At 61.8% G+C, this 24,671-nt stretch carries 24 protein-coding genes and 1 tRNA gene; 6 read left to right on the top strand and 19 right to left on the bottom strand.

Annotated features, from left to right (window positions below; translation table 11 throughout):
* Positions 1-104 precede the first annotated feature (104 nt).
* From nuoF to PQR32_RS21580, 13 genes are all read right to left on the bottom strand, one after another.
* Complete coding sequence (nuoF, locus tag PQR32_RS21640; protein ID WP_408231419.1) at positions 105-1,433, bottom strand: NADH-quinone oxidoreductase subunit NuoF; 1,329 nt, start codon at positions 1,431-1,433, stop codon at positions 105-107.
* On the bottom strand, positions 1,430-1,915 hold the full coding sequence (gene nuoE, locus PQR32_RS21635; protein WP_106280364.1) for an NADH-quinone oxidoreductase subunit NuoE: 486 nt from the start codon (positions 1,913-1,915) through the stop codon (positions 1,430-1,432). The genes nuoF and nuoE overlap by 4 nt, the downstream gene beginning before the upstream one ends.
* Before the next feature lie 130 nt (positions 1,916-2,045).
* The gene (locus PQR32_RS21630) at positions 2,046-3,299 is read right to left on the bottom strand and encodes an NADH-quinone oxidoreductase subunit D (protein ID WP_132375254.1); all 1,254 of its coding nucleotides are present in this window, start codon (positions 3,297-3,299) and stop codon (positions 2,046-2,048) included.
* A gap of 9 nt (positions 3,300-3,308) precedes the next feature.
* Complete coding sequence (locus PQR32_RS21625) at positions 3,309-3,911, bottom strand: NADH-quinone oxidoreductase subunit C (protein WP_106280363.1); 603 nt, start codon at positions 3,909-3,911, stop codon at positions 3,309-3,311.
* A 21-nt stretch (positions 3,912-3,932) separates the two neighbouring features.
* Entirely contained in the window at positions 3,933-4,412 is a 480-nt protein-coding gene (locus tag PQR32_RS21620; protein ID WP_006052903.1) for a NuoB/complex I 20 kDa subunit family protein, read from the bottom strand.
* A gap of 63 nt (positions 4,413-4,475) precedes the next feature.
* Positions 4,476-4,835 (bottom strand): NADH-quinone oxidoreductase subunit A, encoded by a 360-nt coding sequence (locus tag PQR32_RS21615; RefSeq protein WP_013339872.1) that lies wholly within the window; start codon positions 4,833-4,835, stop codon positions 4,476-4,478.
* Positions 4,836-4,997: 162 nt separating this feature from the next.
* Positions 4,998-5,082: transfer RNA gene (locus PQR32_RS21610), tRNA-Leu, on the bottom strand.
* A gap of 113 nt (positions 5,083-5,195) precedes the next feature.
* Positions 5,196-5,573 (bottom strand): preprotein translocase subunit SecG, encoded by a 378-nt coding sequence (secG, locus tag PQR32_RS21605; protein ID WP_408231416.1) that lies wholly within the window; start codon positions 5,571-5,573, stop codon positions 5,196-5,198.
* A gap of 82 nt (positions 5,574-5,655) precedes the next feature.
* A complete protein-coding gene (gene tpiA / locus PQR32_RS21600; RefSeq protein WP_408231413.1) occupies positions 5,656-6,435 on the bottom strand; it encodes a triose-phosphate isomerase in 780 nt (259 codons plus the stop codon).
* Between the two features lie 121 nt (positions 6,436-6,556).
* Entirely contained in the window at positions 6,557-7,573 is a 1,017-nt protein-coding gene (locus PQR32_RS21595) for an NAD(P)H-quinone oxidoreductase (protein WP_408231410.1), read from the bottom strand.
* 151 nt (positions 7,574-7,724) lie between these two features.
* The gene (gene pnp / locus PQR32_RS21590) at positions 7,725-9,872 is read right to left on the bottom strand and encodes a polyribonucleotide nucleotidyltransferase (RefSeq protein ID WP_408231407.1); all 2,148 of its coding nucleotides are present in this window, start codon (positions 9,870-9,872) and stop codon (positions 7,725-7,727) included.
* 345 nt (positions 9,873-10,217) lie between these two features.
* Positions 10,218-10,490 carry a 30S ribosomal protein S15 gene (gene rpsO / locus PQR32_RS21585; RefSeq protein WP_011487489.1) on the bottom strand — a complete coding sequence of 91 codons (273 nt, stop codon included), beginning with the start codon at positions 10,488-10,490 and terminating at the stop codon, positions 10,218-10,220.
* A gap of 177 nt (positions 10,491-10,667) precedes the next feature.
* Positions 10,668-12,062 carry a branched-chain amino acid ABC transporter substrate-binding protein gene (locus PQR32_RS21580; RefSeq protein ID WP_408231404.1) on the bottom strand — a complete coding sequence of 465 codons (1,395 nt, stop codon included), beginning with the start codon at positions 12,060-12,062 and terminating at the stop codon, positions 10,668-10,670.
* A gap of 184 nt (positions 12,063-12,246) precedes the next feature.
* On the opposite strand from PQR32_RS21580, the gene PQR32_RS21575 reads away from it, so the two are divergent.
* From PQR32_RS21575 to PQR32_RS21565, 3 genes are all read left to right on the top strand, one after another.
* Positions 12,247-12,798 (top strand): hypothetical protein, encoded by a 552-nt coding sequence (locus PQR32_RS21575; RefSeq protein ID WP_408231401.1) that lies wholly within the window; start codon positions 12,247-12,249, stop codon positions 12,796-12,798.
* A 226-nt stretch (positions 12,799-13,024) separates the two neighbouring features.
* Positions 13,025-13,663: a carbonic anhydrase gene (locus PQR32_RS21570; RefSeq protein WP_408231399.1), complete on the top strand. Its 639-nt coding sequence runs from the start codon at positions 13,025-13,027 to the stop codon at positions 13,661-13,663.
* An 87-nt stretch (positions 13,664-13,750) separates the two neighbouring features.
* Positions 13,751-15,331: a SulP family inorganic anion transporter gene (locus PQR32_RS21565; RefSeq protein WP_408231396.1), complete on the top strand. Its 1,581-nt coding sequence runs from the start codon at positions 13,751-13,753 to the stop codon at positions 15,329-15,331.
* 111 nt (positions 15,332-15,442) lie between these two features.
* Here PQR32_RS21565 and PQR32_RS21560 read toward each other — a convergent pair whose 3' ends face one another.
* The 6 genes from PQR32_RS21560 to PQR32_RS21535 form a co-directional block, all read right to left on the bottom strand.
* Complete coding sequence (locus tag PQR32_RS21560; RefSeq protein ID WP_408231393.1) at positions 15,443-16,990, bottom strand: 2-isopropylmalate synthase; 1,548 nt, start codon at positions 16,988-16,990, stop codon at positions 15,443-15,445.
* A gap of 391 nt (positions 16,991-17,381) precedes the next feature.
* Positions 17,382-18,248 (bottom strand): CDP-diacylglycerol--serine O-phosphatidyltransferase, encoded by an 867-nt coding sequence (gene pssA / locus PQR32_RS21555; RefSeq protein ID WP_012432366.1) that lies wholly within the window; start codon positions 18,246-18,248, stop codon positions 17,382-17,384.
* 24 nt (positions 18,249-18,272) lie between these two features.
* A complete protein-coding gene (locus tag PQR32_RS21550) occupies positions 18,273-18,911 on the bottom strand; it encodes a phosphatidylserine decarboxylase (protein WP_012432365.1) in 639 nt (212 codons plus the stop codon).
* A 130-nt stretch (positions 18,912-19,041) separates the two neighbouring features.
* Positions 19,042-20,058: a ketol-acid reductoisomerase gene (ilvC, locus tag PQR32_RS21545; RefSeq protein ID WP_074763518.1), complete on the bottom strand. Its 1,017-nt coding sequence runs from the start codon at positions 20,056-20,058 to the stop codon at positions 19,042-19,044.
* A gap of 122 nt (positions 20,059-20,180) precedes the next feature.
* Positions 20,181-20,672, bottom strand: a complete 492-nt coding sequence (ilvN, locus tag PQR32_RS21540; protein ID WP_011487482.1) for an acetolactate synthase small subunit — start codon at positions 20,670-20,672, stop codon at positions 20,181-20,183.
* A 111-nt stretch (positions 20,673-20,783) separates the two neighbouring features.
* Entirely contained in the window at positions 20,784-22,547 is a 1,764-nt protein-coding gene (locus tag PQR32_RS21535; RefSeq protein ID WP_408231388.1) for an acetolactate synthase 3 catalytic subunit, read from the bottom strand.
* Positions 22,548-22,898: 351 nt separating this feature from the next.
* On the opposite strand from PQR32_RS21535, the gene PQR32_RS21530 reads away from it, so the two are divergent.
* The 3 genes from PQR32_RS21530 to PQR32_RS21520 are packed head-to-tail and all read left to right on the top strand — an operon-like array spanning position 22,899 to position 24,662.
* Positions 22,899-23,462, top strand: a complete 564-nt coding sequence (locus PQR32_RS21530) for an RNA polymerase sigma factor (RefSeq protein WP_168793144.1) — start codon at positions 22,899-22,901, stop codon at positions 23,460-23,462.
* The gene (locus PQR32_RS21525) at positions 23,459-23,887 is read left to right on the top strand and encodes a DUF3619 family protein (protein WP_408231385.1); all 429 of its coding nucleotides are present in this window, start codon (positions 23,459-23,461) and stop codon (positions 23,885-23,887) included. Before PQR32_RS21530 ends, PQR32_RS21525 begins: the two co-directional genes overlap by 4 nt.
* Positions 23,888-23,903: 16 nt before the next feature.
* Positions 23,904-24,662, top strand: a complete 759-nt coding sequence (locus PQR32_RS21520) for a DUF3106 domain-containing protein (RefSeq protein WP_408231383.1) — start codon at positions 23,904-23,906, stop codon at positions 24,660-24,662.
* Positions 24,663-24,671 lie beyond the last annotated feature (9 nt).

Genomic DNA, 24,671 nt, shown 5'->3' with positions numbered 1-24,671 from the left:
CCTGTTACCGCTCAATCGTTCGCCTGTTCAGCGCCTGTCTCAGGCGATGAACCCCGCGGATGGCATGTTCTTCTGCGTGCTTATCTGCTTATTGATCCGCAGACTCAAGCCGCTACGGTTTCCGACGCCGCTGCTGCGCCGGCATGACCGCCGACGAGGCAATGCTTGTGGGCGACGTGGTATTCGAATTCGTCCCAGTAGTGCTTGAGCATGCCGCGAACCGGCATAGCCGCTGCATCGCCGAGCGCACAAATCGTGCGGCCCATGATGTTTTCAGCGACCGAATTCAGCAGATCCAGATCTTCCGGACGGCCGAGCCCATGCTCGATACGATGCACGACACGGTACAGCCAGCCCGTGCCTTCGCGGCAAGGCGTGCATTGACCACACGATTCTTCGTAATAGAAATACGACAGACGCAACAACGAGCGCACCATGCAACGCGTCTCGTCCATGACGATGACCGCGCCCGAACCGAGCATCGAGCCGGCCTTGGCGATCGAGTCGTAGTCCATGTCGGTCTGCATCATGATGTCGCCCGGAATCACCGGTGCCGACGAGCCGCCAGGAATCACAGCCTTGATCTTCTTGCCGCCGCGCATGCCGCCGGCGAGGTCCATCAACGTGGCGAATGGCGTGCCGAGCGGAACTTCATAATTGCCCGGACGCTCGACGTCGCCTGCGACGGAGAAAATCTTCGTGCCGCCGTTATTCGGCTTGCCGATCTCGAGGTAATTCTGCGGACCGATCGCGAGCAGGAACGGCACCGCAGCGAACGTCTCGGTGTTGTTGATCGTGGTCGGCTTGCCGTACACGCCGAAGCTCGCCGGGAACGGCGGCTTGAAGCGCGGCTGGCCTTTCTTGCCTTCCAGCGATTCGAGCAGCGCGGTTTCTTCGCCGCAGATATAGGCGCCGTAACCGTGGTGCGCATGCAGTTCGAACGAGAAGCCCGAACCCATGATGTTTTCGCCGAGGAACCCGGCGCGGCGAGCTTCGTCCAACGCTTGTTCAAAGCGTTTGTAGACTTCCCAGATTTCGCCGTGGATATAGTTGTAGCCGACCGTGATGCCCATCGCGTATGCGCCGATGGCCATGCCTTCGATCAGCGAATGCGGATTGAAGCGCAGGATGTCGCGGTCTTTGAACGTGCCCGGTTCGCCCTCGTCCGAATTGCAGACGAGGTACTTCTGGCCGGGGAACTGACGCGGCATGAAGCTCCACTTCAGGCCGGTCGGGAAGCCTGCACCGCCGCGGCCACGCAGACCCGACGCCTTGACGTCGGCGATCACCTGCTCGGGCGGAATCTTCTCTTCCAGAATACGGCGCAGCTGGGCGTAACCGCCGCGCGCCACATAATCTTCGAGATGCCAGTTGTCGCCGTTCAGGCCGGCGAGAATCAGCGGTTTGATGTGACGATCGTGTAAAGACGTCATTTCGAAAGTTCCTCGAGCAGCTGGTCGATCTTCGCGCGGCTCATGAAGCTGCACATGCGATGGTTGTTCACCAGCATCACCGGCGCGTCGCCGCACGAACCCATGCACTCACCTTCTTTGAGGGTGAACTTGCCGTCGGGCGTGGTTTCGCCGAAGTCGATGCCGAGCTTCTGCTTCAGATATTCAGCAGCACTGTCCGAGCCGCCGTCCGGGCCGAGCTGGCACGGCAGGTTGGTGCAGAGCGTGATCTTGTACTTGCCGACCGGCGAGGTCTCGTACATCGTGTAGAAGGTAGCCACCTCCTGCACGGCGACTGCCGGCATGCCGAGATAGTCCGCGACGAACTGCATGAGTTCGGGCGTCAGCCAGCCATGCTCTTCCTGAGCAGTGGCCAACGCCGACATCACGGCGGACTGTTTCTGATCGGCGGGATACTTCGCGATCGCGCGATCGATTTCTTTCAGGCCTTCAGCTGAGATCATTTTCAGACACGACTCTTTCAATTCCTACCGAACGAAAACCTGTCGCGCGCTGCATGATGCGACAGACCCGGCGTTCCTTTGCTTGACGCGCGCTTCGTGCAATCTGAAGGCGCGCTCTGATGAATACGTCCTAGCGATCCACTTCGCCGAACACGATGTCCTGCGTGCCGATGATCGTCACGGCGTCGGCGATCATGTGACCGCGCGCCATTTCATCGAGCGTGGACAGGTGTGCGTAGCCCGGTGCGCGGATCTTCAGGCGATACGGCTTGTTGGCGCCGTCGGAGATCAGATAGATGCCGAACTCGCCCTTCGGATGCTCGACCGCGGCATACGCCTCGCCTTCCGGCACGTGGAAGCCTTCCGTGAAGAGCTTGAAGTGGTGAATCAGCTCTTCCATGTTCGACTTCATGCCCACGCGCGACGGCGGCGCAACCTTGTGATTGTCGACCATGACGGGGCCGGGATTCTTGCGCAGCCACTCAATGCACTGTTTCACGATCCGTGTGGACTGGCGCATTTCTTCGACACGCACCAGATAGCGGTCATAGCAATCGCCATTCACGCCGACCGGAATGTCGAAATCGAGCTTGTCGTAGACTTCGTACGGCTGCTTTTTACGCAAGTCCCATTCGATACCCGAGCCGCGCAACATCGCGCCGGTCATACCGAGGTTCAGCGCGCGTTCCGGGCTGACCACGCCGATACCGACCAGACGTTGCTTCCAGATCCGGTTATCGGTGAGCAGCGTTTCGTATTCGTCGACGCACTTCGGAAAACGCGTGAAAAAATCGTCGATGAAGTCGAGCAGCGAACCCTGGCGGTTTTCGTTCATCCTCGACAATGCCTTCGCATTGCGAATTTTCGATGCCTTGTATTGCGGCATTGCGTCAGGCAGATCGCGATAGACGCCGCCCGGACGATAGTAAGCCGCGTGCATCCGTGCGCCGGACACCGCTTCGTACACGTCCATCAGGTCTTCGCGTTCGCGGAACGCATACAGAAACACAGCCATCGCGCCGACGTCGAGCGCGTGCGCACCGATCCACATCAGGTGGTTCAGCACGCGCGTGACTTCGTCGAACATCACGCGAATGTATTGCGCGCGCACCGGCACCTCGATGCCGAGCAGCTTTTCGATCGCCATCACATAGCCGTGCTCGTTGACCATCATCGACACGTAGTCGAGACGGTCCATGTACGGCACCGACTGGATGAATGTTTTGGTTTCGGCGAGCTTTTCAGTCGCGCGATGCAGCAGGCCGATGTGCGGATCGGCGCGCTGGATGACTTCGCCGTCGAGTTCGAGCACGAGGCGCAGCACACCGTGCGCTGCCGGATGCTGAGGGCCGAAGTTGAGCGTGTAGTTCTTGATCTCTGCCATGGCGTTCTCTTAGTGTTTCAGACCGCCATAGCGATCTTCGCGGATCACGCGCGGCGTGATTTCCCGCGGCTCGATCGTCACAGGCTGATAGACGACGCGCTTCTCTTCCGGGTCGTAACGCATTTCGACGTAGCCGGAGACAGGGAAATCTTTACGGAACGGGTGACCAATGAAACCGTAGTCGGTCAGGATGCGGCGCAGGTCCGGATGGCCTTCGAAGACGATGCCGTACAGGTCGAATGCTTCGCGCTCGTACCAGTTGACCGAATTCCAGATTTCGACGACAGACGGCAGGATCGGCACTTCGTCGTCCGGTGCGAACACGCGCAGGCGCAGACGCCAGTTGTTCTGCACCGACAACAAATGCAGAACGGCCGCGAAGCGCGGACCGTCGTAAGCGCCTTCGGCGTAGGTCTGATAGTCGACGCCGCACAGATCCACGCATTGCTCGAAACCGAGCGAGCGGTCGTCGCGCAGACGCGTTGCCACGTTGAGGTAGTCGCCAGCCTTCACGACGATCGTCAACTCACCGATTGCTTCGCTGAGGTTCAGCAGGAGGCCGCCAAAGGCCGCCTCGAGGTTCGCTTTCAGGGTCTCGAGTTTGCTTGCCATATTGTGGGGGAGGCGTTGGCCTTATTGACGGGCGATTGTGTTGGTGCGGCGAATCTTGGCCTGTAACTGGATCACGCCGTACACCAGCGCTTCCGCCGTGGGCGGACAACCCGGCACATAGACGTCGACCGGCACGATCCGGTCACAGCCACGCACCACCGAATACGAGTAGTGGTAATAGCCGCCGCCGTTCGCGCACGAGCCCATCGAGATCACCCAGCGCGGCTCGGCCATCTGGTCGTAGACCTTGCGCAGAGCCGGCGCCATCTTGTTGCACAGCGTGCCGGCGACGATCATCACGTCCGACTGACGCGGACTCGGACGAAACACCACGCCGAAACGGTCGAGGTCATAACGGGCAGCGCCCGCATGCATCATCTCGACCGCGCAGCACGCAAGACCGAACGTCATCGGCCACAGCGAGCCGGTGCGCGTCCAGTTGATCAGTTTGTCAGCCGTGGTGGTGACAAACCCTTCCTTCAAGACCCCTTCGATACTCATTTGCTTTCCACTCCAGACGGGGCGGCAAGCCTTGGCCACCCACGCAAACCGGCGATTAATCCATCATTCCCAGTCGAGGCCACCCTTCTTCCAGATATAGGCGAAGCCCAGCAGGAATTCGAGCAGGAAAATCATCATTGCCATGAAGCCGGGCCAGCCGATGTCGCGCAGGGCAACACCCCACGGGAACAGGAACGCGGTTTCAAGATCGAAAATGATGAAGAGAATGGCGACGAGGTAATAGCGCACGTCAAACTTCATGCGCGCATCTTCGAATGCTTCGAAGCCGCACTCGTACGGTGCGTTTTTCTCGGTATCGGGCTTGTTGGGACCGAGGATCTTGCCGATACTGACCAGTGCTACGCCTAAACCAGTGCCCACAACGAGGAACAACAAGACGGGGAAATAGGCTGCGAGGTTCAAGACTATCCTCAATCGGTTGGTTCTGAGTGCCGTCAGGAGCATAGCACTCCTGACGCGAAATCACTTCCGAAACGCACATGCCGCAAGTCCAACGCAAGCCGCACGCCAGAAGTGAAAATGCCAGCCGAAGCGAAGCAAGCGGCTGGCATTTAGATAACATTTTGGTGCCGACGGCGAGACTCGAACTCGCACAGCTTTCGCCACTACCCCCTCAAGATAGCGTGTCTACCAATTTCACCACGTCGGCACTGCATGCAATCCGGGAAAACAACTTATAAAACCCGCGAATCGCTTCAAGACTTAGATTGTAACTGGTCTAAACAGATTGTTCAACGCACAAAAGCACGTTTGAACGAAAATTTATTTCGGCACGTCGGTCGCCGGGACGGACGCAGCCGATGCCGGCAAAACAGCCGAGCCACCTGCCGGTGCCGAAGCAGCCGAACCCGCGACCGGTGAAGTCACAGCCGCGCCCAGCACGCCTGCGGAAGGTTTCGCGCGATACGCGCCGAGGTAAGTGAGCGTCAACGTGGTGACAAAAAACACCGCTGCGAGCACCGCCGTTGTACGCGACAAAAAGTTCGCCGAACCGGTCGCGCCGAACAGGCTGCCCGACGCGCCGCTACCAAAAGCCGCGCCCATATCGGCGCCTTTGCCGTGTTGCAGCAAGACGAGGCCGATAACCCCGAGTGCCGACAACAGCTGAACGACGATAATCAATGTTTTCAAATACAGCATCACACTCACCTGAGTCTTTATTTAACCGCGCCACACATTGCGTGTTGCGCGGGATGGGGTCATCCTCGCCAAGGCGCCCTGCTTAACCGGCGATGCTCGTTGCGGCCGCCGCCTTGCAGATCGCCAGGAAATCCTGGTCTTTCAACGACGCGCCGCCGATCAGGCCACCGTCGATATCCGGCTGGCGGAACAATTCTTCCGCGTTTTCCGGTTTCACACTGCCGCCGTACAACAGCGGCACATCCGCCACTGCCGCGCCCTTTGCCGCCAGACGCGCCCGCAGGAACGCATGAACTGCCTGCGCCTGCTCCGAGCTCGCGCTCTTGCCGGTGCCAATCGCCCAAACCGGCTCATACGCGACGACAAGCCGCGCCGCCTCTTGCACCGACAATTTCGCCAGCACTTCGTCCAGTTGCGTACCGACCACCTGCTCGGTCGAACCGGCTTCGCGCTCTTCAAGCGTTTCGCCGACACAGACGATCGGCGTCAAACCCGCTTCCAGCGCGCGCTGGGTTTTCACGGCGACCAGTTCAGCGCTTTCGCGATGATAGGCACGGCGCTCCGAGTGCCCGACGATCGCCAGCGTGGCGCCGAAATCCACCACCATCGGCGCGGCCACTTCGCCGGTATAGGCGCCATGCGTGAACGCTGACACGTCCTGCACGCCCCACACGACCCGGCTGCCTTCCAGCAACGATTGAGACTGCGCGAGATACGGACTCGGCACGCAAACCCCGACGCGCACGTCGGCCGGCAATTCGCCCGCGCCTTGTGCCACCGCTTGCAACAACGCGGCATTCTCGGCGAGGCGCCCGTGCATCTTCCAGTTACCGACTACCAGCTTGGCTCGTTGTTTCGACATCGTCTCGTCTTGTCTTGGCGGCGGACTTCGTTTGCGCTTACAGTCCGCCTTTCGGTTTCATGCGGCGTGCGCAAAACGCGCAATTTTACTGCGTGGGGTGGATCGGGTCAAACCGACCGTGTCAAGCGTCCTGACCCCAAGACAGTACGATCTTGCCGACGTGCGTGCTGCTTTCCATCAGCGTGTGCGCGTCGGCGGCTTGTGCGGCCGGGAACACGCGATGCACCACGGGCTTGATGCGGCCATCTTCGAGATGCGGCCACACGTGCTCCTTCAACTGCGCGGCAATCTTCGCCTTGAATTCGATCGGCCGCGGACGCAGCGTCGAACCCGTCACCGTCAAACGGCGGCGCAACACTTCATTCAGATTCAGTTCCGCTTTCGCGCCGCCCAGCAATGCGATCAGCACGATGCGGCCTCCATCTGCCAACGCCGTCAGCTCGCGCGACACGTAACTGCCCGCCACCATGTCGAGGACCACGTCGACGCCGCGATCGTTGGTCAGCGACTTGATCACTTCGACGAAATCTTCAGTCTTGTAGTTGATCGCCCGCTCGGCGCCGAGCGCTTCACACGCGCGGCACTTCTCGTCCGAGCCAGCCGTCGCGAACACGCGAAAGCCGAGCGCATGCGCAATCTGGATCGCCGTCACGCCGATGCCGCTCGAACCGCCCTGCACCAGCAGCGTTTCGTTCGGCGCGCCTTCGCCTTTGCCGAGTTGCGCACGGTCAAACACATTGCTCCACACCGTGAAGAACGTTTCCGGCAGCGAAGCCGCTTCGACATCCGACAAACCAGCCGGCACCGGCAGGCATTGCAGCAGCGGCGCGACCGCGTATTCCGCGTAGCCGCCGCCGGCCAGCAACGCGCACACGCGATCGCCTACCTTCAGACCGAACGGGTTGTTCTTCTCGTCGATCGACCCTTCGACGATTTCACCCGCCACTTCCAGCCCCGGCAGATCCGACGCGCCCGGCGGCGGCGCATAGCCGCCCTTGCGCTGGAACACGTCCGGACGGTTGATGCCGGATGCGGCCACCTTGATCAGCACCTCGCCTGCCTTGGGCTGCGGCGTCGGCCGCTCAGCCAGCTTCAGGACTTCCGGCGCTCCGAATTCGGTGATTTCGATCGCTTTCATCTGCGTCAACTCCAAGATTGGATTGCGTTGCATGCCGGGATGAACAAGTAGAGTACCCGTTTCTAATTACCTGCAACGCAATCCACCCTGCGCCCTTCATAAAAAACGGCCGGCGCGCATTCGCGCTGCCGGCCGTTGTCCTGCTACCGCATTACTGCGGCGTCGGTTCGCCTTGCGGCGCGCCGTTTGCACCTTCGTTCAGCAACGCCTTGGCCGACAAACGCACGCGGCCCTTTTCGTCCGTCTGGATGACCTTGACCTTCACCTGCTGGCCGTCCTTCAGATAGTCGTTGATGTCCTTGATACGCTCGTTGGCGATTTCGGAGATGTGCAGCAGACCGTCCTTGCCCGGCAGGATGTTCACGATCGCGCCGAAATCGAGCAGCTTGAGCACGGTGCCTTCGTACACCTGGCCCACTTCGACTTCCAGCGTGATGTTCTCGATACGCTTCTTCGCTTCGGCCATCCCTTCGCTGCTCGTGCTGGCGATGGTGACGACGCCGTCGTCCGAAATATCGATCGTCGTGCCGGTTTCTTCGGTCAGCGCGCGGATCACCGAGCCGCCCTTGCCGATCACGTCGCGGATCTTTTCCGGATTGATCTTGATGGTGATCATGCGCGGTGCGTAGTCCGACAGCACAGTGTTCGCGCCCGACACCGCCGAGGTCATCTTGCCGAGGATATGCAGACGGCCTTCCTTCGCTTGCGCGAGGGCGACCTGCATGATTTCCTTGGTGATGCCCTGGATCTTGATGTCCATCTGCAGCGCGGTCACGCCTTGTTCCGTACCCGCCACCTTGAAGTCCATGTCGCCGAGGTGATCTTCGTCGCCGAGGATGTCGGTCAGCACGGCAAACTTGTTGCCTTCCAGGATCAGGCCCATGGCGATGCCGGCGACGTGCGCCTTCATCGGCACGCCGGCGTCCATCAGCGCGAGGCAGCCGCCGCACACCGAAGCCATCGACGAGGAGCCGTTCGATTCCGTGATTTCCGACACGACGCGGATCGAGTAGCCGAATTCGTCGGCGCTCGGCAGGCAGGCAGCCAGCGCGCGCTTGGCCAGACGGCCGTGACCGATTTCACGGCGCTTCGGCGAACCGACGCGGCCCGTTTCGCCGGTCGCGAACGGAGGCATGTTGTAGTGAAGCATGAAGCGTTCGCGGTACTCGCCTTCGAGCGCGTCGATGTTCTGCTCGTCGCCCTTCGTGCCCAGCGTGGCCACTACCAGCGCTTGCGTTTCGCCGCGCGTGAACAGTGCCGAACCGTGAGTACGCGGCAGCACGCCGGTACGGATTTCGATCGGGCGCACGGTGCGCGTGTCGCGGCCGTCGATGCGCGGTTCGCCGTTCAGGATCTGCGTACGGACGATCTTCGCTTCGATGTCGAACAGCACGTTGCCGACGGTTGCCTTGTCGGCTGCCACCGTGCCGCCTGCTGCAGCGTCTTCTTCCAGTTTCGCCGACGTCGCTGCGTAGACTTCCTTCAGCTTGGTCGAACGGGCTTGCTTGTCGCGCAGTTGGTAAGCGGCGAGCAGGTCGGCTTGCGCCAGTTCCGTCACGCGCGCGATCAGCGGCTCGTTCTTCGCGGCCGGTTTCCAGTCCCATTCCGGCTTGCCGCCTTCGCGGACCAGTTCATGGATCGCGTCGATCGCGATCTGCATTTGCTCATGGCCGAACACCACGCCGCCGAGCATCACTTCTTCGCTCAGTTGCTGCGCTTCCGATTCCACCATCAGCACCGCGCGCTCCGTACCGGCGACGATCAGGTCGAGCGCCGATTCCTTCATTTGCGGACGCGTCGGGTTCAACACGTATTCGTTGTTGATGTAGGCCACACGTGCAGCGCCGACCGGGCCGTTGAACGGCAGACCGGAAACAGCGAGCGCCGCCGACGCGCCGATCAGCGCGGGGATGTCAGCGGGAATTTCCGGGTTCAGCGACAGGACGTGGATCACGACCTGGACTTCGTTGTAGAAGCCTTCCGGGAACAGCGGACGCAACGGCCGGTCGATCAGGCGCGAAGTCAGCGTTTCGCCTTCCGACGGACGGCCTTCGCGGCGGAAGAAGCCGCCCGGGATCTTGCCGGCGGCATAGGTCTTTTCGAGGTAGTCGACGGTCAGCGGGAAGAAGTCCTGACCCGGCTTGGCCGTCTTGGCGCCGACCACGGTGGCCAGCACCACGGTATCTTCGACGTCGACGATCACGGCACCGCTCGCCTGGCGAGCGACTTCGCCGGTTTCGAGGCGAACCTTATGCTGTCCCCACTGAAATTCTTTGACGATCTTATTGAACATAGTCATTGCTTTTCCTCTTCGTAATGCCGCGCGGACCAGAAGCGGCGCGGCAACGCCAGGACCGGCGCCGCATGGGAAGAGTAGTGTTATGCCATTCCAGAGAACCACGCCTTACGTCGAGTACGCGCGCGAACCGCTGGAATGACACAAAGCTCCGCCCCTGAAGCCCGGCCATGAATCTCTTCTTTACTGCTTGCTCTACTGCTTGATTACTGCTGCCTGCTCCCGCCGCATGAACCGGCACGCCACTGCGGAGAACAGCCGGCACGCATCACATGAAGCGCACCGTGCAAAAACAAAATGCCTGTATCAGTGGAACTGACACAGGCATCTTGCTGAACGACTGGCCGATTACTTACGCAGACCCAGCTTCTCGATCAGTGCGCGGTAACGATCCGCGTCCTTACCCTTCAGGTAGTCGAGCAGCTTACGACGGCGGCTCACCATGCGCAGCAGACCGCGGCGGCTGTGGTGATCTTTCGTGTGTGCCTTGAAGTGAACGGTCAGTTCGTTGATGCGGGTCGTGAGCAGCGCGACCTGAACTTCGGGGGAGCCGGTGTCGTTAGCTGCGCGTGCGAATTGCGCAACGACTTCGGACTTCTTGCTTGTTTCAACTGCGGACATGTCGATTTCCTTAAGAACTAGACAGGCGGTCACGGAAGAAAGGCCGTGCCGTGGGTTACCCGTGTATTTGACAGGCCTTGGATAAAGGCTTGCCTCACAACGGGACGCGTATTGTAGCACAGCCGATTCCGGCCGCGAACCCTGCTGTGCCGGGCGATGGAGCGCGCCTCGCCCGCGTCACGGCCGCTTCATTCTGCAGACGGTCGGCAAGACGGTGCGCTCGGGCGGCAACGCCAGCACCGTGCGAAACCCGTAACCGGAGCCTTCGTTATCGAAATGCACGCCCGGCGTGCCGGCTTTGTCCATCTGCATCACGTAAAGGGGCTGGATCAGTTGATGATCGTCGGCGCGCATCCACGAGGCGTGGAAGCCATTGTCGAACTTGATCCCTTCGAGGGCTTTCGCCACGGCCGTCGGGTCGGCGCTGCCGGCGCGGGTCATCGCGGCGGCCAGGGTTTCGATCATGAGCGGCATACGCAGTACCGGGTAATCGTCCTGCGCGGCCGGGAAGCGCGCCCGGAAAGCGGCGTACCAGGCGTCGGAAGCCGCGCCGCCGGCGTTCGGATGCCAGTCTGCCACCGCGATCACGTGGCCCACGCCGGCGTCGCCCAAGGCGGCTGGCGCGCCGAGGCTGTTGCCGTAGAACGTGTAGAACTTCGTGTCCAGCCCCTGCTCGCGCGCGGCCTTGACGAGCAGTGTCAGGTCGTTGCCCCAATTGCCCGTGATCACGGCATCCGCCCCGCTCGCGCGGATCTTCGCGATGTACGGCGCGAAGTCCTTCACGCGGCCGATCGGGTGAAACTCGTCGCCGACCACCGCGATATCCGGACGCTTCGTCGCCAGCGTCGAACGCGCGAGGCTGCTGACGTCGTGGCCGAAGCTGTAATCCTGGTTCAGCAGATAGACCTTGTTCACCGCCTTGTCGCGCTGGATCACGTCGGCCAGCGCATCCATACGCATACCTGCATGCGCGTCGAAGCGGAAGTGCCAGAAGCTGCAGTTGGCGTTGGTCAGGGCCGGGTCATCGGCGGAATAGTTGAGGAACAGTTCGCGATTGCCCGGTTCGCGGCTGTTCTGCTTGTCGATCGCGCCGATCAGCGCGGCGGCGACCGCCGAGCTGTTGCCCTGCATGATGTAGCCGATATGGCGGTCGGCGGCCGCGCGCAATTGCGTGAGCGCCTCTTCGGTGCCGCCCTTGCTGTCGAGCACGACCAGCTCGAACGGATGCGCGCCGTCGGCGAGCTTCACGCCGCCGTGCGCATTGACCTGCTCGACGCCGAAGCGCAGGTTGCGCTCCACCGCCGCGCCCGCGTTGGCGAACGGGCCGGACATGCCTTCGATCAGCGCCAACTGGATCGGCGCGCCGGTGGGTTTGCTCGCGGGCTTCGCCGCCGCGTTAGCTACCAGGTTAGCCGCCAGGTTAGCCGCCAGATTAGCCGCCGGGCTAGCTGCGGGGCCGGCCACCGGGTTAGTCGCAGTCGCGCCCGGCTCGCTCGCCGCATACGCCACCGAGGTCATCGACATCGCCGCCAGCGCCGCTGCCGCCGTCCGTTGCCACTTCGCCATCGTCATCGCCCCGCGTGATTGGTGAAAGCGCGGATCATAGGTCGTTCGGGACGGAATAAGCAAGCCGGCGCAAGCGTTATCGTATTGCCCGGCCGGCTCTTCACGAAGCGCAAATCTTTTGCCACAGCGCGTGTCAAAATAATGCGTCTCGATGATAAAAACCGCTACTCAAACGCCATCGGAGGAATACATGTTCAACCGCCACCACAGCACGGCGGCCTCGATCGGAGCGCCGGCCGCAGGGCGCCTGCGCCGCGCGGCGCTCGTCTGTCTGAGCGCACTGGCGCTCGCCGGCTGCGTGCAGCCGTGGCAGCAATACACCCAAGGCGCGGACGAATCGACCATCGTCGCGCGCCTCGGCCCGCCGCGCGAAAGCTACGACCTGCCGAACGGCGGCAAGCGGCTGATGTGGCCGACCCAGCCGATGGGCGAGACCACCACCGCGGCCGACATCGACGCGTCCGGCAAGATCGTCAACGTACGCCAGGTGCTGCAGCCCAATGAGTTCTATCGCGCCGAGATCGGCAAATGGACCAAGAGCGACGTGCTGGTGAATTTCGGCCGCCCGGTCGAAACGTCGTACTTCCCGTTGATGAAGCGCGAAGTCTGGACCTATCGCTATCTGGAAGACAACGTCTGGTACATGATGTACAGCTTTTATTTCGACGAACAGGGCATCGTGCGCCTTACGCAGAAAACGCCCGATCCGTTGCACGATCCGGATCGCCGCAGCCTGTTCTGAGCGCCTCGCAAGCCGATCCACATGGATCTACGAAGCCGCCTTCCCGGGCGGCTTTTTTTTATTTATTACGCATGGCGGCGAATTTTATTTCGCGCACAGCAGATTTATTTTTTGATAGAAAGGCTTTCGTAAGAATTGGTTCGGCGTAGGCCTCCCATGAGGCCGCACGAGCGCAGCCGTGAATTCCGTGCCGAATGAATGCGCCCCACTTACGGAGCCACTATCGATGAATCGTCCCAAACGCCTACTCGTTGCCAACGTCGCTTGGGCGCATGAAACCGCCGTGCGCAACCCCGAGTTTTTCCGCGATCTGGTGCGCGGCCAGAATCCTCACGTGCTGTGGATCGGCTGCTCGGACAGCCGCGTGCCCGCCGAGACCATCACGCATTGCGAGCCGGGCGACCTGTTCGTCCACCGCAACATCGCCAACCTCTTTCAGCCCGACGACGACAATTCGGCGAGCGTCCTCGAATACGCGGTGAAGGTGCTGAAGGTCGGGCATGTGATCGTCTGCGGCCACTATGGATGCGGCGGCGTGCGCGCCGCGCTGCTGCCACCCGAGCCGAGCCTACCGCATGTGAATCGGCGGATCGCGCCGCTCTGCACACTCGCCAAAGCGCACAACGAAGAACTGCATGGCCGCGCGAGCGAGCGTGAGCGCATCGACCGACTGGCCGAACTGAACGTGCTCGAACAGGTGCGTGGGTTGCGCGCGCACCCCATCGTGCGGGACGCCGATCCGGCGCCGCTCGTACACGGCTGGATCTTCGCGCTCGAAGACGGGCGCATCAAGGTCCTCACGTCCGGCTACGAAGCCGACGACGCCATGACCTGCACGACCGCCGCCCACAGCGCCGCCGCCTAGCGCGACACCCACGCGACACCTCATGCGAATCCGGTCCGGTTCAGCTTTCGCCGCATACCAGGCCCCACTCCTCACTGCACCGACACCATGAACCTTCGAGCTTTCTTCTCCACGTTTCAGCGCGACCTGCTTGCGGGCACGGTCGTTTTTCTGGTGGCCCTGCCGCTCTGTCTGGGCATTGCCAATGCCTCGGGCGTCGAGCCATTTGCCGGGCTCGTCTCGGGCATTGTCGGCGGACTGGTGGTGGCCGTGCTGAGCGGCTCAAGCTTGAGCGTGAGCGGGCCGGCGGCGGGCCTCGTCGTGATCGTCGTCGACGGGATCGCGCAGCTTGGCAGCTTCTCCGCGTTCCTGCTGGCCGTGCTGTTGTCTGGCGCGATCCAGTTCGGTTTTGGCATGCTCAAGGCCGGCCGTTTTGCGGCCTATGTGCCGTCGCCGGTGATCAAGGGCATGCTCGCGGCCATCGGTGTGCTGCTGATCGTCAAACAGTTTCCGCTCGCGCTCGGGTTATCCGGCGTGGATGCGGCGTCCGGTGCGCGAGCCACTGCGCAGACAGCAGGCACGATTGCCACGCCGTTCGGTTCGATCTCGCTGGCGGCTTGCGTGATCACCTTGCTATCGCTAGCAATTCTGATCGGCTGGGAAACGCGCGCATTTCGACGTTTTGCAATGGTGCGCCGTGTACCGGCGCCGCTCGCCGTCGTTCTGCTGGGGATCGGCGCGACGTTGCTGCTCAGCGTGCTGGCGCCGTCACTTGCGCCGCCCGCCGAGCATCGGGTCGCCCTGCCGCCGCTGGAATCGTTCGCGGCATTGCAACTCGCACTGGAATGGGCCGACTTCGGTCCGCACTTCGCACAGCTCGTCAATCCAGATGTCTGGCGCGTTGCCATCACGCTGGCGATCGTCGCGAGCCTGGAAACGCTGCTGAGTCTCGAAGCCGTCGAGCAGATCGATCCCGAACGGCGCGCCGCGCCACCGGATCGCGAACTGAAGGCGCAAGGCGTCGGCAATCTGATTGCCGGCGCGATCGGCGGATTGCCGATCACGTCGGTGATCGTGCGCAGTTCGGCCAATGTGCATGCGGGCGCGCAAAGCCGGCTCTCGGCGATCATTCACGGCGTGCTGCTGCTCGTCAGCGTGTTTGCGCTCACTAGCGTTATCAACCTGATTCCGCTCGCCTGTCTCGCGGCGATCCTGATCTTCACGGGGCTGAAGCTCGCCAAGCCGTCGCTGTTCGTCGCCGTCGCGAAACAGGGCTTTGCGCCGTTCGCGCCGTTTATCGTCACCCTCGTCGGCGTGCTCGCGACCGACCTGCTGATCGGCATCGTGCTCGGCATTCTGTGCAGCGTGCTGCTCGCGCTGTATGCGAATCTGCGCAGCCCGATCGTGCTCGCGCAACACGGCGATCACTATCTGCTGTCGTTTCGCAAGGACGTGTCGTTTCTCGGCAAAGTGGCGCTCAAGCACTACCTGCAGCAGGTTCCCGACGGCGCCACCTTGATCGTCGATGCGACGCGCGCCGATTTCGTCGACCACGACGTGCGCGAACTGCTTGACACGTTCGTGGCCGATGCGCCGCGCCGCGGCATCGCTGTCGAAGTACGGCACCAGGTGCAGGCACAGGCGCGCGCGTCACGCGGATGGTCGATGCGACGCGCGGCGACGGAATAACGCCGCTCGCAATGAACAAAGCCCCGTGCCAATCAAGGCATGGGGCTTTGTTAACTCATACGACAACGGTGGCCACGCAGCCGCGCCGTCAGCGCGCTGCTACTGCGTCACTCACTCCGAACGTTGCGGGTTCAACTTGTCCGCGTTCGAATACAGCTTGTTGAGCGCCGAGATATACGCCTTCGCCGAAGCCGCGACGATATCCGGATCGGTGCCCACGCCGTTGACGATACGTCCGCTTTTCGACAGACGCACGGTCACTTCGCCTTGCGCCTGAGTGCCGGTGGTGATCGCGTTCACCGAGTACAACAGCAGTTCCGAACCGCTGCCCACTTCCGTTTCGATCGCGTTCAGCGTAGCGTCGACCGGGCCGTTGCCGCGCGCCTCGCCGGTCACTTCCTTGCCCTCGACCGAAAACACGATCTTCGCGTGCGGCTGCTCGCCGGTTTCCGAATGTTGCGACAGCGACAGGAACTTGTAGTGCTCCTTCTGCTGCGCCTCGGCCGACTCTTCCGTGACGATCGCGATGATGTCTTCGTCGAAGATTTCCGACTTGCGGTCGGCCAGTTCCTTGAAGCGCGCGAACGCCGTGTTCAATTCGGCTTCACTATCCAGCGCGATGCCCAGTTCCTGCAAACGTTGCTTGAACGCGTTGCGGCCCGACAGCTTGCCAAGCACGATCTTGTTGGCGCTCCAGCCCACGTCTTCCGCGCGCATGATTTCGTAGGTGTCGCGCGCCTTCAGTACGCCGTCCTGATGGATGCCGGAAGCATGCGCAAACGCGTTCGCGCCGACCACCGCCTTGTTCGGCTGCACGACGAAACCCGTGATCTGCGACACCAGCTTCGAAGCCGGCACGATCTGCGTGGTATCGAGACCGATATCGAGGCCGAAGTAATCCTTGCGAGTCTTCACCGCCATCACGATTTCTTCGAGCGACGTGTTACCCGCGCGCTCGCCGAGACCATTGATCGTGCACTCGACCTGACGCGCGCCGCCGATCTGCACGCCGGCCAGCGAATTCGCCACCGCCATGCCGAGGTCGTTATGGCAATGCACCGAGAACACCGCTTTATGCGAGTTCGGAATGCGCTCGCGCAGCGTTTTGACGAGCTGACCGTACAACTCCGGCACGCCATAACCGACCGTATCCGCGATGTTGATGGTGGTCGCGCCTTCGGCGATCACCGCTTCCAGCACGCGGCACAGAAAATCCATATCCGAGCGGCTGCCGTCTTCCGGCGAGAACTCGACGTCGTCGGTGAATTTGCGGGCGAAACGCACGGCCAGCTTCGCCTGCTCGAACACCTGGTCAGGCGTCATGCGCAGCTTCTTTTCCATGTGCAACGGCGAGGTTGCAATGAACGTGTGGATGCGGAAGTGATCGGCGGGTTTGAGCGCGTCGGCCGCGCGCTGAATGTCTTTGTCGTTGGCGCGGGCGAGCGAACAGACCGTGCTGTCCTTGATCAGGCCCGCGATTGTCTGAATCGAATCGAAGTCGCCGTTCGAGCTTGCCGCGAAGCCTGCTTCGATCACGTCCACTTTCATCCGCTCGAGTTGCTTGGCGATACGGATTTTCTCTTCTTTCGTCATCGACGCGCCGGGCGATTGTTCGCCGTCTCGCAACGTGGTGTCGAATATGATCAGTTTGTCGGACATGTCGAGTCTCCTGCGGAGTCGTTCAATTGTGGGGATGGGATATTGGAATTCGGCTGTCTGCGCCACCGCTGGCGACACTCGATCACGGAGAAGGCGGACGGAGGGTAAAAACGAGCAGCGTGACCCAAAGCCTGACAATCAGCGCGGCGGACGCTCAGCATGGGCACGCTCAGCGGCGCGCCGCCTGTCGAGGCTCGTTGCGCGGTTCGACAAGGAACGTGAACGCATTGATCCATTGACTATAGCGACATTCCCGCCGCCATGCAATTAGCGCCGGACCTGCCTGCAACGGGCCGCGGGGCGCCGCTGGAGGCGCTCGCCGAACGAAAAACGGCGGCCCGAAGGCCGCCGTTTTTTCATGCCGTGCCTGGCAGCGCACGCAAACGAACCGCTACCTGTCTACCGACACCGACCGAGCCGGATTCGCCCTGCCCCGCACCGCCTGATAACCCCAGAACACATAACCGGACAGGCCGTACAGCACGAACAGGCCGAACAGCATCAGCGGCGGGTCGGAGGACACCAGCACGAACGCGACCACCACCAGCAGAATCACGCCGAACGGCACGCGATGCCGCACGTCGAGCGCCTTGCCGCTATAGAACGGCGCGTTCGACACCATCGTCACGCCGGCATAGATGGTCAGCACGAAAGCTACCCACGGCAGCCAGACCAGCTTGAGCGGCACGCGGTTGTCGGTAGCGAGCCACACGAAACCGGCGATCAGCGCCGCCGCGGCCGGGCTCGGCATGCCCTGGAAGAAACGCTTGTCGACCACGCCGATGTTCGTGTTGAACCGCGCGAGACGCAACGCCGCGCCCGAACAGTAGACGAACGCCGCGAGCCAGCCCCAGCGGCCGAGGTCCTTCAGAATCCACTCGTACATCACGAGCGCCGGCGCCACGCCGAACGACACCATGTCCGACAGGCTGTCGAACTGCTCGCCGAATGCGCTTTGCGTATGCGTCATGCGGGCGACGCGGCCGTCCATACCGTCGAGCACCATGGCCACGAAGATCGCGATGGCCGCGACCTCGAAGCGCACATTCATGGCCTGCACCACGGCAAAGAAGCCGCAAAACAGCGCCGCCGTGGTGAAGGCGTTCGGCAGCAGATAAATGCCGCGCTTTCTCAGGAACTGCTGACGCTGGGCGCGCCGGCTGTCGACCGCCGCCTCCGTCACCATCGGCTTGTTACGGCGGAACGGACGCGGAAGCGGTCCGCTGTTACGGGGTCGACGCGGTTTGAATGCGGCCATTCGGAAAACCTCCTTGGTGCCGCTTTATAGTTCAGCGAGGATCGTGGACGACGCCGAAACCTTCTCGCCGATCGACACACGCGGACGGCTGCCCACCGGCAGATACACGTCGACGCGCGAACCGAAGCGGATAAAACCGTAACGTTGACCACGGGTGAGCGGCTCACCTGCCCGTACGTAGCAAAGAATGCGCCGCGCGATCAGGCCGGCGATCTGCACCGAGGTCACCGTCTGGCCGCCGGCCATTTCGATCACCACCGCATTGCGCTCGTTTTCGGTGGAAGCCTTGTCCACCGCGGCATTCAGATACGCGCCCGGGAAATATTCGACCTTGGAGATCGCGCCATCCACCGGCGAACGTTGCGAGTGGACGTTGAAGACGTTCATGAACACGCTGATCTTCAGCGCTTCACGATTGGCATATGGGTCATGCGCGGTTTCGACCGCGACGATACGGCCGTCGGCCGGGCACAGCACGGCATTCGCCTGCGTGGGGATCGGGCGCGCCGGATCGCGGAAGAACTGCACGACGAAGATCAGGAGGAGCCAGAACAGCCATGAAAAGCCGAACCCCGCGATGAAGTGAACCAGGAGTGCAACGACGGCCGCGATGGCGATGAACGGCCAGCCTTCTCGCGCGATGATCGGATGAGGGTAATTCATGAATGGCTTCTGTGTTTTTGTAAAACCGTAGGATAGCAAAAGCCGCCCAGGGTTCAGCACCCTTGGACGGCTTTTTGATTTGCCCGGCTCTTACGGCATAACGCCGCACCGGACATAAGCTGGATTCAGCTTAGTTCTTCGACTGGTCGACCAGCTTGTTCGCAGCGATCCACGGCATCATCGAACGCAGCTTTGCACCGACCGTTTCGATCTGGTGCTCGGCCGTCAGACGGCGGCGCGATTGCAGCGTCGGTGCGCCGGCCTTGTTTTCGATGATGAAGCTCTTTGCGTACTCGCCCGTCTGAATGTCGGTCAGCACGGCCTTCATCGCCTTCTTCGTTTCAGCCGTCACGATACGCGGACCCGTCACGTACTCGCCGTATTCGGCGTTGTTCGAGATCGAGTAGTTCATGTTCGCGATGCCGCCTTCATAGATCAGGTCGACGATCAGCTTCAGTTCGTGCAGGCATTCGAAGTACGCCATTTCCGGCGCATAACCCGCTTCCACCAGTGTTTCGAAGCCAGCCTTGATCAGGTCGACCGTACCGCCGCACAGCACGGCTTGTTCGCCGAACAGGTCGGTTTCCGTTTCTTCACGGAAGTTCGTTTCGATGATGCCGGCACGGCCGCCGCCGTTCGCCGCAGCGTACGACAAAGCGATGTCACGTGCTGCGCCCGACTTGTCTTGCGCGACAGCGATCAGGTGCGGCACGCCGCCACCTTGCGAGTAGGTGCCGCGAACCGTGTGGCCCGGCGCCTTCGGCGCGATCATGATCACGTCGAGGTCGGCACGCGGAATCACCTGGCCGTAGTGCACGTTGAAGCCGTGCGCGAAGGCGAGCGCCGCGCCTTGCTTGGCGTTGGCGTGCACTTCCTTGGCATAGACTTCGGCGATCTGCTCGTCCGGCAGCAGCATCATGACGACGTCCGCGCCCTTGACGGCTTCCGCCACTTCCTTGACTTGCAGGCCGGCGTTCTCAGCCTTGCTCCACGATGCGCCGCCCTTGCGCAGACCGACCGTGATGTTCACGCCGCTTTCCTTCAGGTTCAGCGCGTGCGCATGGCCTTGCGAGCCATAGCCGATGATGGTGACTTGCTTGCCCTTGATGAGGGAGAGGTCAGCGTCCTTGTCGTAGAAAACTTTCATGTCGGTTCCTTGGCTAAATTCGATGATTCAGTGAAATTCAAATGCTGCGAATTGTGTATTGCTTGACCGGGTTTTTAAATGCACTGCCCGGCCCGGATCGAGACGATCTGAATGCTTGCGCGTCACACCTTCAGAATGCGCTCGCCGCGACCAATTCCCGAGCTGCCCGTGCGGACCGTTTCGAGAATCGCGGTGGCGTCGATCCCTTCGATAAAGGCGTCGAGCTTGTCGCTCGCGCCCGTCAGTTCGATCGTGTAGGTCTTTTCGGTGACGTCGATGATGCGGCCGCGGAAAATATCCGACATCCGTTTCATCTCCTCACGTTCCTTGCCGACCGCCCTCACCTTGATCAACATCAGCTCGCGTTCGATGTGGGCGCCCTCGGTAAGGTCGACCACTTTCACCACCTCGATCAGGCGGTTCAGATGCTTCGTGATCTGTTCGATCACGTCGTCCGAGCCAATGGAGACGATGGTCATGCGCGACAGCGAACGGTCTTCGGTCGGAGCCACCGTCAAGGTTTCAATGTTGTAGCCGCGTGCCGAGAAGAGACCAACCACGCGTGATAACGCGCCCGGTTCGTTTTCCAGCAGGACGGAAATGATGTGTCTCATGATTCGCTTCTTCCAGATGTTTTGTCGATGTCTGCGAGCGGAGTCGCGCCGCTTCGTCCGCCCTCGCCTTTCATGAAGGCGCGCATGACGAAGCCGCCGCAAATTCCGTCGTTATAGATCTTCCGAACCCATGAGCATCTCGGTGATGCCCTTGCCGGCCTGAACCATCGGCCAGACGTTTTCGGTCGGATCGGTCTGGAAATCGAGAAACACCGTGCGATCTTTCAGGCGCAGCGCTTCCTTGAGCGCCGGCTCGACATCGGCCGTGCGTTCGATACGCATGCCGACATGGCCGTACGCTTCGGCGAGCTTCACGAAATCCGGCAGCGCATCCATGTACGAATGCGAATAGCGCTTGCTGTATTCGATCTGCTGCCACTGGCGCACCATGCCCAGATAGCGGTTGTTCAGCGAAATGATCTTCACCGGAGTCTCGTACTGCTTGCAGGTCGAGAGCTCCTGAATGCACATCTGGATCGAGCCTTCGCCCGTGATACACAGCACGTCGTCGTCCGGGTGCGCCATCTTCACGCCCATCGCCGCCGGCAGGCCGAAGCCCATCGTGCCGAGACCACCGGAGTTGATCCAGCGACGCGGCTTGTTGAAGCGATAGAACTGCGCCGCCCACATCTGGTGCTGGCCGACGTCGGAACACACGAAGGCATTGCCGTCGGTCAGTTCCCACGCCTTTTCCACCACGTACTGCGGCTTGATGATCTCGCTCTTGCGGTCGAACTTCAGGCAGTCTTTCGCACGCCAGGCTTCGATGTCCTTCCACCAGTCGGCGAGCGCCGCGGTGTCCGGGCCATGCTCGGCCGTTTGCAACTGTTCGATCAACTCCTTCAGCACTTCCTTCACGTCGCCGACGATCGGAATGTCGACCTTGACGCGCTTGGAGATGGAGGAAGGATCGATGTCGATATGGATGATCTTGCGCGGACGCGACGAGAAGTGCGCCGGGTCGCCGATCACACGGTCGTCGAAACGCGCGCCGATCGCGATCAGCACGTCGCAGTGCTGCATCGCCATGTTGGCTTCGTACGTGCCGTGCATGCCGAGCATGCCGAGGAATTTCTTGTCGCTCGCGCGGTAGCCGCCCAGACCCATCAACGTGTTGGTGACGGGATAGCCGAGCAGATCGGCGAACTGGTTCAGCTCACGCGAGGCGTCCGCGAGAATGATGCCGCCGCCGGTATAGATATACGGACGCTTGGCCGACAACAACAAGGCCACGGCCTTGCGAATCTGACCGGAGTGACCTTTCGTGACCGGGTTGTACGAGCGCAGCGAAACTGTCTTGAGCGGTTCGTACTGGCAAGGCGCCTTCGACACGTCTTTCGGAATGTCGATCAGCACCGGGCCGGGACGGCCGGTACGGGCGATATAGAAGGCTTTCTTGACGGTGGCGGCAAGGTCGCGCACGTCCTTCACTAGGAAGTTGTGCTTCACGCAAGGACGCGTGATGCCGACCGTGTCGCATTCCTGGAACGCATCCTGGCCGATCGCGGCAGTCGGCACCTGGCCGCTGATCACGACCATCGGAATCGAATCCATGTACGCGGTGGCGATGCCGGTCACCGCATTGGTGACGCCGGGGCCGGAGGTCACGAGGCACACACCGACCTTGCCCGTGGAACGCGAGTAAGCGTCGGCGGCGTGGACCGCGGCCTGCTCGTGGCGCACGAGGATATGCTGGAACTTGTCCTGCTTGTACAGCTCGTCGTAAATGTAGAGTACCGAGCCGCCGGGATAGCCCCACACAAACTCGACGTCTTCGTCGGCCAGTGCCTTCATGAGCACGGTGGCGCCGATAGAGTCAGCTTCGGGATGGGGAGTCGTATCCGACGTGGAGAATTCCGCGCTGGGCATATTCATTGATTCACCTTTCGAAATTTCGGCAAAAATTTGATCGGGTGCTCTCTGCCGGGCTTGTGGCTCGGGTTCAAGCGGCGCGTCCAGTTGACAGGTGAGCTTCTTGGGCCACACCTCAATTGAGACAAGTCACTTATGTTGCGAACCAGCGACGATATCTGCAGACGCCCGCGCGGTCAAGCAAATATTGCCGTGGCGCCATCAGCCAAATCTCGAAATTGACCGAAAGCCTGTTATAGAGATGCAAGGTGAATCACGTTTCGCCCCAGCGGCGCAAAAGTTTGTTAGCATCCGCGAGTTTTACGACATTTTTCGACCGATTACGCGCACGCTCGCTGCGCCGACCCCCAACGGATGGCATCAGACAAGGAACTCGCCGATTTTCTGGCGGGCGTCGAAAGGCGCGCATTCAAGCAGACGGTCTACGCCGTGCGGGACGACGACGCCTCGCTGGATATCGTGCAGGACGCGATGATCAAGCTCGCCGAAAAATATGGCGACCGTCCGCCCGCCGAACTTCCGCTGCTGTTTCAGCGTATTCTGCAGAATGCGATGCACGACTATTTCCGTCGTGCCAAAGTGCGCAATACTTGGGTTAGTCTCTTCTCGTCGCTCGGCAACGCCGACGACGAGGATTTCGACCCCCTCGAAACCTTCGAGGCCCAGCAAGGTTCGGCGGGCTCCGAGAGCAACGAACAGAAACTCGAACGCGAACAGGTTCTGCAGTTAATCGACGACGAGATCCAAAAGTTACCGGCACGTCAACGGGAGGCGTTTCTCATGCGTTATTGGGAAGATATGGATGTCGCCGAGACTGCCGCCGCAATGGGCTGCTCCGAAGGCAGTGTGAAAACGCACTGCTCGCGGGCCACCCACACGCTGGCGCAAGCGCTCAAGGCCAAAGGAATCACGCTATGAGCTCCCTCGAAACTAAAGAACTCGAGTTCGCCCGCCAGGTGCGTCGCGCGCTCGACGAAAACGCCGCCAGCATTCCGTCCGCCACCGTCGATCGACTCGCCGCGGCGCGCCGTGCCGCGCTCGCCCGCAAGAAGCCCGAAACCGTGAGCGCGCCGGTGTTCGTGCCGGCCTTCGCCGGCGCGGGCATGGCCTCGGGCATGCCGCCGGTCGAACTGCCGCAGCGCCGCCGTTCGCCGCTGCGCCGCTTCGCGCTCGCGTGGCCGCTCGCCGCGCTGGTCATCAGCCTCGTGGGCATTGCCTACTGGGAAGACCAGCAACGCACCGCCGAACTCGCCGATATCGATGCCGCCATGCTAAGCGACGACCTGCCGCTCAATGCCTATCTCGACCACGGTTTCAACGCGTACCTTTCACGCGCCCACTGAGCGGGAGATTCTTCGGGTGAGTTACAAGCGCGGCCTGGCCGTTGTTTTCGGATGCACGATCGCGGCCCTGGTGTCGTTTGCCGCCACTTATCCGCGCTTTTATCCGAGCCCGTCGCCCGTCAGCGCGCCTGTCGCGGGCGGCAACGCGACCGCCAAGGCGCCCGCACCCGCGCTTGCCGTCGAATTGCCCAGCCTGCCCGGCAGCAACAGCCCGACGGCGTGGTCGCGTCTGACGTCGGCCGAGCATACCGCGCTGGCGCCGTTCGAAGCTCAATGGGATTCCTTCAGCGATGAGCGCAAGCGAAAATGGCTCAAGATCGCGTCACGTTACCCGAAGATGTCGCCTGATGCGCAAAAACGCCTGCATGAGCGCATGACTGAATGGACCCGTATGACGCCCGACCAGCGGCGCGTCGCACGTGAAAATTACCAGGTGTCGAAGGAATTGCCGCGCGAAACCCGTCAGAACGCGTGGAAGGCGTATCAGCAACTGCCCGAAGAGCAGAAGGAACGGCTCGCTGCCAGCGAGCGCAAGCGGCGGCCCAGCGTGGTTAGCGCCCCGCCGTCGGGTCGCAGTGAAATCAAGGGGCTCGATCGTCTGGTGAATGCACGCGACCACGGCGCCAGCGGCGCCGCAGCGGTGAGCGCGGCCGCAGCCGCCTCGTTGCCGAGCCCAGCTGCCGCGCCGCCGATTCCCGCCGCCGGGAGCTTCGTGCCCGCCACGCCGCTGCCGGTTTCGCCGGCAGAAGCGCCGTCAATTTTCAACGGCTCCTGACCCAGGCGC

It is taken from the genome of Paraburkholderia dipogonis (assembly GCF_046027395.1).
Lineage (GTDB): Bacteria > Pseudomonadota > Gammaproteobacteria > Burkholderiales > Burkholderiaceae > Paraburkholderia > Paraburkholderia dipogonis_A.
Note: the sequence above shows the minus strand (reverse complement) of the source record. Positions and strands in the feature narration are given on the sequence as shown.